Consider the following 9,709-nt stretch of genomic DNA (forward strand, 5'->3'; position numbering starts at 1 on the left):
GGCGGGGCCCCGCCCGGGGCGTCCGGCGGCATCGGCACGCCGTGCCGGGCCATCGGTTCCGCCAGGTCCGTCACGGAGCCGGCGGCGAGCCGCACGCCGCCGTCGGCCACGAGCGCCAGCAGGGCGGGGACGGCCGGTGAGGCCGCCGCGTCGAGGGCGAGCACGGCCCGGGAGGTCACCTCGCGGTCGAGGGCGGTCAGCTGAAGGCGGCGGGCGCGCTCGTCCCCGGCCGCTTCGGCGGCGGCGAGGAGGGTCGCGGCGTAGGCGTCGCCCAGGACGGCCCGCAGCGCCCGCGTCAGCGCGGTCCGCAGCCCCGGGTTGTCGTCGCGGCCGAGCGCCCGCAGGAGATGCGGGACGGAGGCGGGCACACCCGTGTGCAGCAGAGCGGCCGCCGCGGTCTTCCTGATGTTCATGTTCGGGTGGTGGAGGCAGCCGGCGACCGCCTCGCCCGCCCAGCGGGCCCGTGCCGCACCCAGGGCCGACAGGGCCGCCCGTACGGTCCGGATGTCCGGGTGCGTGGTCAGCGGAACGAGCGTCGCGGACAGGGCCCGCGCGTCCGCGCCCGAGGTGTCGTGGGCCAGCAGCGCGATGACGTGCTTGCGCACGTGCGGATCGCGGCCGCGCAGCAGTCGGTGCACCCGGGCCCGGACGGACGCGGTCGCGGGGACCTGGAGCAGGGCCTTGAGCAGCACGGCCTGTTCACCGCCGGTGAGCCCGGGGCGCTCCAGCAGGCCGAGCAGCGTCGCGGTGAGGAACGCGTGCCCCGCGCCGGTGTCGTCGGGGGCGTCGAGCAGACAGACGGGCCTGATCCACCGCCGCTTCCGCAGCCGGCTCCCGAGGGCGCGCACCGCTTCCAGCGCCTCGGTCGGCAGCTCCGGTTCGCCGTTCGGCCGGCCCCGGCCGGCGGGTGCGAGGCCGGGATACGGGGTGTCCGTCCCGGGCCGGGGCGGGCCGGCGTCGGGGCCGGGGGGCGCGGCGAGATCGCGCACGATGCGCAGGAGCAGGTCGGACACCAGGGGCAGGGTCTCCCTGCCGGCGTACTCCGTGATCCGGTGGAGCGCCGCCACGGGGGCGTCCAGGTCCACGCGGGCGCGCAGAACGGCGAGTTCCCGCTCGTCGGGGGCGCCGAGGTCGGCCTCGATGTCGTGCGGGAGGTGCTGGGGGTCGAGCCGGGCGAGCAGGTCCCGCCGCTGCCCGGGTTCGCGGGTGAGGTGCCACAGGAGGGCCAGCGCCTGGTCGCGTACGGGGCGCAGTTCGGGTGCGACGGGCAGACGGGGTGAGCTGCCTCGGGCCGGGGCCGGGTCGTCTGCCTGGCCGTCTGCCGGGGCGGGGACACCGAACGCTCGGGCCAGGGTCGATCGCGTCCGGTCCCCGCCGATGGCCTCCAGGGCGTCCAGCGCGGCCGCCGGAGCCGTGGGCAGCAGGGCGAGGACGGCCTCCTCGGCGTTCGGGGGGCGCAGGACGCGGATCGCGGCGAGGAACGGGCGCGGGGCACGGGCGGCCGGGAGAAGCCGCGCGACGGCCTCGCCGATGGGGACGTCGACGGCCCCCTGCCGCGCCAGGGCGACCAGCAGCTCCAGCCGGCGCGTCCAGTCCGGCGCGGTGGGCGGGGCGTCGATGAGGGCGTCGAACAGCGGGCGACGGCAGGTGTAGAGGACCGTGGCGATGTCCTCCGCCGGAAGTGTCCGGTCGGCCAGGGCCAGGTCGAGGAGCGGCCCGGCGTCCTGATCCGCCGGGAAGTGGCCGCGCCGGTGCAGTCCGCGCAGACAGGTCAGCACCGGCCCGGCGAGCAGGAGGGGGTCCGTGGCGGCCAGGGCCACCAGGCGGCCGACGTCGGTGCGTTCCGCCCGTTCGCCCAGGAGTTCCACGGCCTGGCGGCGCAGGTCCGGTGCCGCGGTCGGATCTTCGGCGGTGCTCCACAGCACCGTGTGGTGACCGTGCCGGGCTCCGGCGACGAGTGCGGCCGCCGCGAGCGCCGCCGGGCCGCCGCGGTCGGCGCCCCCGCCCTCCCGGACGCCCGCCGGCCGGGTCAGCAGCGAGGGGGCCAAGGGGGTCACCGCCGCCCAGGGTTCGGCGAGTTCGTGCAGCGCACCGGTCACGACGCCATGGTCGGGCGCGTCGAGCAGTCGGACCAGCAGACCGCGCGTGAACGCCGGTGCGAGCAGTCCCGCGTGCAGTCCGTCGCGGGCCAGCCGCAGCGCCTCGGCCTGGAGGACCGGGTTCCCGGTGCCGACGAGTTCGGCCACCAGGCGGTCGGGGCGGTGTGCCTCGGCCGCGTCGCTCTCGCGGACGGCCCGGTAGAGGAGTTCGCCCGGCGGTTCCGTACGCAGGACCGCCTGGTCGCCGAGGAGTTCGGTCCGCAGCCAGGCGATCCGTACCCGGGCGGGCAGCGCGGCCGTCCGCCAGTCGGGCAGTCGGTGGCGCGGCTTCCGTGCGCCGAGCCGGGCGTGGAGTCCGGCGAGCAGGAGGGACTCCTCGGGCGACGCCCCCGGGCTGTCGGGCAACAGCCGGACCGGCAGGGCAGGATGCCCGGCCCCGCCCTCGCCCCTGTCACCGGCGTCCGGGGCGTCCGGCATGGCCGTGCGTTCGGTGAGGAGAGTGAGGCCGAGGTGCCGTATCCGGGGTGCGGGATGCCGGACCAGCCGGCCGAGCAGGTCCGGCGGGCAGGTGCGGGCGTCGAGGCGCCGGGCGAGGAGACCGGCGTCGGCTCGGTCGAGGGCGTCGTCGATCTCTTGGTCCGGTCGGGTGGTCACCGAGGGATGGTAGGCGTCCGCTTCGCCCTGTCGCCCCCGGTTATCCGGACGCCGGGTACCGCCCCGGCCCGTCCTGATCGATGATGTTGCCCGGGGCCGCCGCCCCGTCAGGAGCAACAGCCGTTGGACGAAAGGGTTGTCATGCGGGAACAGCCGACGGACCCGGCGACGACGGACGCGGACGCGCGGGAGCTGTCCCGTACGGGAGCGGACGCCCAGGTGATCGTGGTGGGGGCGGGTCCGGCCGGGTCCTCGGCCGCGTATCACCTGGCGCGGGCCGGAGTGGACGTGATCCTGCTGGAGAAGGCCCGCTTCCCCCGGGAGAAGGTGTGCGGCGACGGTCTCACCCCGCGCGCGGTGCACCAGCTCATCCGGATGGGCGTCGACATCACCGCACCGGGCTGGACGCGTTCGCGCGGGATGCGCTGGGTGGCCGGGAAGCATCAGGTGCACATCGAGTGGCCGGCGCTGGGCCGCTACCCGGACTTCGGACTCTCCCGCAGCCGGCACGACTTCGACGACATCCTGGCCCGGCACGCCGTCGCGGCCGGGGCCCGGCTGTACAGCGGCTGGAAGGCGGAGCGGCCGCTGACGGACCGGGCGGGCCGGGTCACGGGGGTCGCGGCATCCTCCGACTCCCCTGACGTCCCCGAGCCGGTCGACTTCCGCGCGCCGGTCGTCGTCGCGGCCGACGGGGCGTCAGCCCGCCTCGCCCTGGCGCTGGGCCTGGAGCGGGATCCCCGACGGCAGATCGCGACCGCCGCCCGGCGCTACTACCGCAGCCCCGAACGCTCCCGGGAGGAGTACCTGGAGCTGTGGGCCGACCTCCGCTTCCCCGACGGCGGCCCGTACCTCCCCGGCTACGGCTGGATCTTCCCGATGGGCGACGGCCGGGTCAACGTCGGGCTCGGTGCGCTCCCCCACCGGCGGCACGGCAAGGCGGACCTCCGCGCCACCCTGGACCAGTGGCTGGCCCGTACGCCGGAGGAGTGGGGGTTGCGCGAGGAGAACGCGGAGGGCCCGGTCCGCAGTGCCGCTCTGCCGCTCGGTTTCAACCGCCATCCGCTGTACGCCCGGGGGCTGCTGCTGGTCGGCGACTCCGGCGGGATGGTCAGCCCCTGGAACGGCGAGGGCATCGCCCAGGCGATGGAGGCGGGCGAGGTGGCCGCCGAGACCGCGGCCCTCGCCCTGGCCCACCCCCACGGGCCCCGGCGCGAACAGGTGCTGCGAGGCTACCCGGTGGAGATGAACCGCCGCTGGGGCCGCTACTACCGGCTGGGGAACACCGCCGCCGACCTGGTCTTCAGCCGCTCGGGCTTCCAGCCGGTGCTCAACCGGTACGTCATGGGCTCGCCCTTCGTCCTCGACCTGCTGGCCCGGCTGCTCACCGACCTCACGGACAAGCCCTCGCGAGATGTGGCCGACCATGTCCTCAACACGGCGTTCCGCCTCGTCCCGGCCCCGGGGGCGGGACGGCGTGGCGGGGCCCGGGGCCGGAAGCCCTGACGGCCGGCGCCCCGCCTCAGGAACGGACCGAAGGAAGACGGCATGGACATCACCGCGCGCGGGCTCAACCGCTCAACGCTCGCCCGGCAGTTGCTGCTGCGCCGCGAGCCGCTGGACGCCGCCCGGGGGGTGCGGCGCGTGGTGGCGCTCCAGGCGCAGCAGCCGGCCTCGCCCTACCTCGCCCTTTGGAACCGGCTCGCGGACTTCGATCCGGCCGGGCTCGACGCCGCGTTCGCCGATCACGCCGTCGTCAAGGCGACGCTGATGCGGCTCACGCTCCACGCCGTGCACGCGGAGGACCACCCGGCGTTCCGGGACAGTTCGCGATGGTCCGGCGGACGCGGGCGCGGGCGGCGCTCGCTGAGCTCGCCGGGGAGGTGGAGCGGCTGGAGGGGCCGGAGGGCGAGGAGTTGTTCGATCTGCCGGGTGCTCCGCGGCCGGACGGGGCGGAGCCCGCGCCGCCCCGGCTGATGGCGATGTGGGACAGCGTCCTGCTGGCGTACGCGGACCGGGGCCGGGTCCTGCCGTCCGCGTACCGCAGGGTCGTGATCCGTGCGAACGGGGACGTGCTGCCGACGCTGCTGGTCGACGGGTACGTGGCCGGGGTGTGGCGCCCGGTCGCCGGGGGCATCGAGGCGGCCGCGTTCCATCCGCTGCCCGACGAGGTCTGGGAGGGGCTCGCCGTCGAGGCCCGGTCTCTGGTGGGGTTCCTCGCCGGCCGGGAACCGGAGGTCTACCGCCGCTACGGCCACTGGTGGAGCCGGCTTCCGGGCGCCACCGTGCGGCTGCTGCCCGGTGGTTGAGGACGGTCGCCCGATCCGTGATTCCGCGCACGGGTTCTCTACAGGCCTGTAGATTACGGTCTGCCGTCCCGTGAGGGATCCGGTCGGCTCCGCGTCCGCTCCACTCCAGAGAAAGCAGCAACCATGTTCGGGATCGGCGAGCTCACTCTCCTTCTCCTGGTGATCGTGGCGGTGCTGGCCGTGAAGAGGCTGCCCGATCTCGTGCGGTCGGCCGGGAAGGCCGCGCGCATTCTCAAGAGCGAGAAGCGCGCGCTCAAGGACCAGAAGCCCGACGCGGACGGCGGCCCGCACCGGCCGTCCCCCCGGGTCATCCGCGGGGAGACGGCCGAGCGGGACGCCCCCTAGGGCCGTCGCCTAGGACGCGGCCTCGGGTGGCGTCTGCGGGTGCAGCAGCCTCGCGAGCAGATCGTCCAGGCTGACCAGTCCGGTGAGCCGGCCCTCCCCGTCCCGTACGACGGCGATCGTGGCCCGCCGCTCGCGCAACTGCTCCACCGCGTGCGCCGCGGTGGCGTCCGGGGCGAGTTCCGGGACCGGGCGGGCCAGGTCCCGGGCGAGGGCCGCCCTCGACCGGGCGCGAGCGACCAGGGCGTCGCGGGCGTGCACCGATCCGAGGACCTCCTCCCCGTCCCGTACCAGCAGGCGGGTGCGGTCGGCTTCGGCGGCGGTGGCGAGGACCTCGTCGAGTCCCGCGTCGGCCGGGACGGTCGCGATCCGTTCGGCGGGGATCTGCAGGGTGGAGACCGGGGCCTGCGGTTCGGTCAGGGACCGGGTCATCAGCCCGGAGTCGCCCTTGCTGATCAGCCCGAGCCGCTCGGACTCCTCGATGAGGTGGGTGAGCTGGTCCCGGTTGTGCACCGAGGTCAGCTCGTCGCGCGGGGTGACCCGGCAGAGCCGCACCAGGCCGTTGCTGATCCAGTTCATCAGCCGGATCAGCGGCCGTACGGCGTTGACCACGGCCCGGAAGGCCGGGCTCAGGAGCATCGCGGAGCGCTCCGGGTGGGCGATGGCCCAGGATTTCGGGGCCATTTCGCCGACCACCATGTGCAGGAAGACGACGACGATCATCGCCAGCGCGAAGGCGACGCCGTAGCTGAGGGCCGCGGGCAGTCCGAGCCGCTCCAGCAGCGGGTCCAGCTCGTGCGAGATGGCGGGCTTGGACACGGAGCCCAGGCCCAGCGTGCAGATGGTGATGCCGAGTTGGGCTCCCGCGAGCATCAGCGACAGCTCACGCATCCCGGCGAGCGCCGCCTTGGCCCCGCGCTGCCCGCGGGCCACGGCCTGTTCCATGCGGTGGTGCTTGGCGGCGACCAGGGCGAATTCGGCGGCGACGAAGAACCCGCTGCCGATGAGCAGCAGGACGGTCACGAAGAGGGCCAGGGGGAAGCTCATGCCTGCGGCTCCTGTTCGATGCGGACGTACTCGGCGACGTGCCGGTCGAGCGAGCGGACGGCGATCCGGACGCCGGAGACGGTCAGCCGGTCCCCCACCGTCGGGAAGCGGCCGAGCCGGTCGATGATCAGTCCGGCCAGGGTGTCGTAGTCGTCGCTCTCCTGGGGCAGTTCGATCCCGGTGGCCTCCTCGATCTCGTCGAGGCGGCGGCCCGCGTCCACGATCCAGCCGGAGCCGTCGGCGACCGCGAGTTCGACGACGGTGTCGGACTCGTCGGCGATGTCCCCGACGAGTTCCTCGGCGATGTCCTCGTAGGTGACGATCCCGGCGAGACCTCCGTGCTCGTCCAGGACGACGGCGAACTCGTCGTCGCGCTCACGCATCTGCGTCACGGCGGCGGGCAGTTTCAGCAGTTCGGGCAGGAGGAGCGGATCGCGGGCCAGCGAGCCGACCGTGGTGCGGCCGACCTCCGCGGCGGGCAGCCGCATCAGTTCCCGTACGCCCAGGACCCCGGCCGGGTCGTCCGGGTGGTCCCCGAGCACCGGGTAGTTGGAGTGCCCGTGGCGGGCGATGAGCTCGACGGCCTCGGTGGCGAGCGCGTCCCGGCGGACGAATGCCACATCGGCGCGCGGGATCATCACCTCGCCCAGGGTCCGCTCGGAGAACTCCAGGGCGTGGTCCATGAGTTCGGCCGTGGCGGCCGGGAGTTCGCCCTGTTCGTGGGATTCGCCGATGAGGTGGCCCAGCTCCTCCAGGGTGGCGCCGTGGTGCAGTTCCTCGACGGGTTCGATGCCGATCCGGCGCAGCAGCCGGTTGGCCGCGCTGTCGAAGATGTGGATCACCGGGCCGACGATCCGCAGGTAGATCAGGGTGGAGGCGGCCAGGGACTTCGCCATCGGCTCCGGGATGGCGAGGGCCAGGTTCTTGGGGGCGAGTTCGCCCAGGACCATCTGGATGACGGTCGCGACCACGAAGGAGAGCACGACGGAGATGCCGGAGACCACGCCGTCGGGGATGCCCGTGCCGCTCAGGGCGGGGCGCAGCAGCGCGGAGACGGACGGTTCGGCGAGGAAGCCGACGACCAGCCCCGTGACGGTGATGCCGAGCTGCGCGCCGGACAGCATGAACGAGAGGCGCTCCAGCACGTTCACCGCGCGGGCGGCACGCTTGTCCCCGGCCGCGGCCTCCCGGGCGAGGGTCAGCCGGTCCGCGGAGACGTACGCGAACTCCTGGGCCACGAAGTAGCCGGTCCCGGCGGTGAGGACGAACACGGCCAGGAGGCCGAGCAGGGCGGAGATCATCGCTCACCCGCCCGGCGCGGGAGGCGGTGGGCGGCCCTGCCAGGGGCCGGGGCCGCGGTTCGGTGAGGGTGGGGGTCAGGCCCCGATGGGCCCGGACTGGCGGACAACGCGTGGCTCCTGTCCGGCTGGATTCACCAGCCATGGATTCGTGTGGGACGCACTCCGGCCGCACGGTGGTGACCCGCCGCCCGGTGGTGACGGGCTCCCGGCGCCGGGTGGCGTCAGGTGACGCCGTCGTAGTCCTGGCCGACGATCAGGGTGAGGGCTTGGTCCGCGCTCCGCGCGTCCTGGTCCGCCTTCGCCCCGTGCAGCCGGGAGGTGAGCACCCGGGCATGATTCTCCATGCCGGGCGGGTGGAGGACCGCCGTCCGCTCCGCCTGTCGCGGGGCGTTTCCGGTGCCGAGGACGGTGAACCCCAGCGCGCGCAGCTCCTCGGCGACCTGGGCGGCGCGGCCGGAGACGCCGGTGCCGTTGAGCACCCGGACCTGGACGGAACGGGCGTACAGCGGGTTCGCCGCGGCCTTCTTCAGAGCCTTCCCGTCGATCTCGCGGTCCGCCGCGAGCGACCGGAAGAGGTCGCCCGCCTGCGGGTACTGCCAGACGACGTTGGCCTTGTCGGTCGGCACGTCGGCCTCGCGGGCGTAGTTGGGCACGGTGACGAAGGTCAGCCGGTCGCTCGGTATGTCCTGGACCTCCGAGGCGAGCGATGCCAGCGGTTTGACGCCGGCCAGCGCCCGGTCGGTGGTGATCGAGCGGGTGGCGGAGTCGAGGAATCCGTAGAGGTCGGCGGGGCTGGTCAGGGTCTTTCGCGCCTTGGCGGCGAGCGCCTCCATGAACTCCTGCTGGCGTCCGATGCGTCCGAGGTCGGAGCCGTCGCCGACGCTGTAGCGGGTCCGGACGTAGCCGAGGGCGTCCTCGCCCTGGACGGTCTGGCAGCCGGCTTCGAGGTCCAGGTGGGCCTTGGGGTCGCGGATCGGCGTCCTGGGGCAGACCTCGATGCCTTCCAGGGCGTTCACCATGCCTTTGAACCCCTGGAAGTCGACGGAGGCGAAGTGGTCGATGCGCAGTCCGGTGCTCTGCTCCACCGTCTTGATGGTGCAGGCCGCGGCGCCCGCGACGTCTCCGCCGGACCCGCCGATGGCGAACGACTCGTTGATCTTGAAGCGGTGCGGGTCCGAGGTGTTCCCGTCGCCCCGGTCGCAGGCGGGTATGCGGACCCAGGAGTCGCGTGGCAGGGAGACCACGGTGGCCCATTTCCGGTCGGCGGCCAGGTGCATGACCATCAGGGTGTCCGACTGCATGGTCGTCAGCCCCCTGCCGTACGCGGCGTTGTCGCCGTCCCTGCTGTCCGACCCGACGACCAGGATGTTCTTGGAGCCCGGGCTCAGGTTCTCGGGGCGGTCGCCGCCGATCTTCCCGTCGACGTCGGCGGCGTGGATGTTGCCGTCCAGCTGCCGGTAGACCCAGGCGCCCGTTCCGGCGGCGCCCACGATCAGCAGGGCCAGCACTCCGGCCGACCACAGCAGGATCCGCCCCCGCCGGGTCAGCGAGGCCCCGCGTCCCGCCCGCCGACCGTGGCGTTTCCCACGCCGTACCGTACGGCCGTGGCGCCCTTGGCCATCCGTGTCCACACTGCCCTCCGAGCTCCCGCCCCGCCCCTTCGGCGTGCGACGGGGCCCCGCACTCTGCGGCTGATGAACTCTACAGGGGTGTAGATGGGAGGGGTTCGACGTGGTTGCGGCGAGGCCGGGCGCCGGTGCCTCGTCGGAGGGGGCTACAGCGGGGTCGCCGCCTCCAGGACGAGGAACAGGGCGACGGCCGCGTTCAGCGCGGACAGGGCGGAGACGGTCGTCCCGGCGGCGGCGACGAGCGCGGCGACGCCGGCCGGGGTGAGGGCGGGGGGCCAGCCCCGGTCCGGCGGCACGGGGCCCAGGAGCGCCGCCACCCGGCGCGGCAC

The 9,709-nt window shown here is 74.4% G+C and carries 6 protein-coding genes and 2 pseudogenes; 3 read left to right on the forward strand and 5 right to left on the reverse strand.

Annotated elements, in window-relative coordinates:
* Positions 1-2,753: HEAT repeat domain-containing protein (locus ACFWM7_RS20550; protein ID WP_383262654.1), on the reverse strand; the 2,753-nt coding region annotated here is incomplete at its 3' end.
* 141 nt (positions 2,754-2,894) lie between these two features.
* Here ACFWM7_RS20550 and ACFWM7_RS20555 point away from each other — a divergent pair.
* The 3 genes and pseudogenes from ACFWM7_RS20555 to ACFWM7_RS20565 all read left to right on the forward strand — a co-directional run bounded on the left by ACFWM7_RS20555 (position 2,895) and on the right by ACFWM7_RS20565 (position 5,407).
* Positions 2,895-4,259, forward strand: a complete 1,365-nt coding sequence (locus tag ACFWM7_RS20555; protein WP_383262663.1) for a geranylgeranyl reductase family protein — start codon at positions 2,895-2,897, stop codon at positions 4,257-4,259.
* A gap of 42 nt (positions 4,260-4,301) precedes the next feature.
* Positions 4,302-5,062, forward strand: a pseudogene (locus tag ACFWM7_RS20560) (DNA glycosylase AlkZ-like family protein).
* 123 nt (positions 5,063-5,185) lie between these two features.
* Complete coding sequence (locus ACFWM7_RS20565) at positions 5,186-5,407, forward strand: twin-arginine translocase TatA/TatE family subunit (protein WP_383262656.1); 222 nt, start codon at positions 5,186-5,188, stop codon at positions 5,405-5,407.
* A gap of 9 nt (positions 5,408-5,416) precedes the next feature.
* On the opposite strand, the gene ACFWM7_RS20570 is transcribed toward ACFWM7_RS20565, so the two are convergent.
* The 4 genes and pseudogenes from ACFWM7_RS20570 to ACFWM7_RS20585 all read right to left on the reverse strand — a co-directional run.
* Positions 5,417-6,451: a hemolysin family protein gene (locus ACFWM7_RS20570; protein WP_383262659.1), complete on the reverse strand. Its 1,035-nt coding sequence runs from the start codon at positions 6,449-6,451 to the stop codon at positions 5,417-5,419.
* Positions 6,448-7,752 (reverse strand): hemolysin family protein, encoded by a 1,305-nt coding sequence (locus ACFWM7_RS20575; protein WP_383262662.1) that lies wholly within the window; start codon positions 7,750-7,752, stop codon positions 6,448-6,450. Before ACFWM7_RS20575 ends, ACFWM7_RS20570 begins: the two co-directional genes overlap by 4 nt.
* A gap of 221 nt (positions 7,753-7,973) precedes the next feature.
* The gene (locus ACFWM7_RS20580; protein ID WP_383262666.1) at positions 7,974-9,299 is read right to left on the reverse strand and encodes an LCP family protein; all 1,326 of its coding nucleotides are present in this window, start codon (positions 9,297-9,299) and stop codon (positions 7,974-7,976) included.
* Positions 9,300-9,526: 227 nt separating this feature from the next.
* Positions 9,527-9,709: pseudogene (locus ACFWM7_RS20585) on the reverse strand (M56 family peptidase); the annotation flags it as partial.

It is taken from the genome of Streptomyces sp. NPDC058375 (assembly GCF_042723425.1).
In the GTDB taxonomy this organism is placed as follows: Bacteria; Actinomycetota; Actinomycetes; order Streptomycetales; family Streptomycetaceae; genus Streptomyces; species Streptomyces durocortorensis.

Bases quoted from the DNA above. Each gene is read 5' to 3' on its own strand.
- ACFWM7_RS20575 (WP_383262662.1), bottom strand. From the start codon at position 7,752: ATGATCTCCGCCCTGCTCGGCCTCCTGGCCGTGTTCGTCCTCACCGCC.
- ACFWM7_RS20570 (WP_383262659.1), bottom strand. From the start codon at position 6,451: ATGAGCTTCCCCCTGGCCCTCTTCGTGACCGTCCTGCTGCTCATCGGC.
- ACFWM7_RS20555 (WP_383262663.1), top strand. From the start codon at position 2,895: ATGCGGGAACAGCCGACGGACCCGGCGACGACGGACGCGGACGCGCGG.
- ACFWM7_RS20565 (WP_383262656.1), top strand. From the start codon at position 5,186: ATGTTCGGGATCGGCGAGCTCACTCTCCTTCTCCTGGTGATCGTGGCG.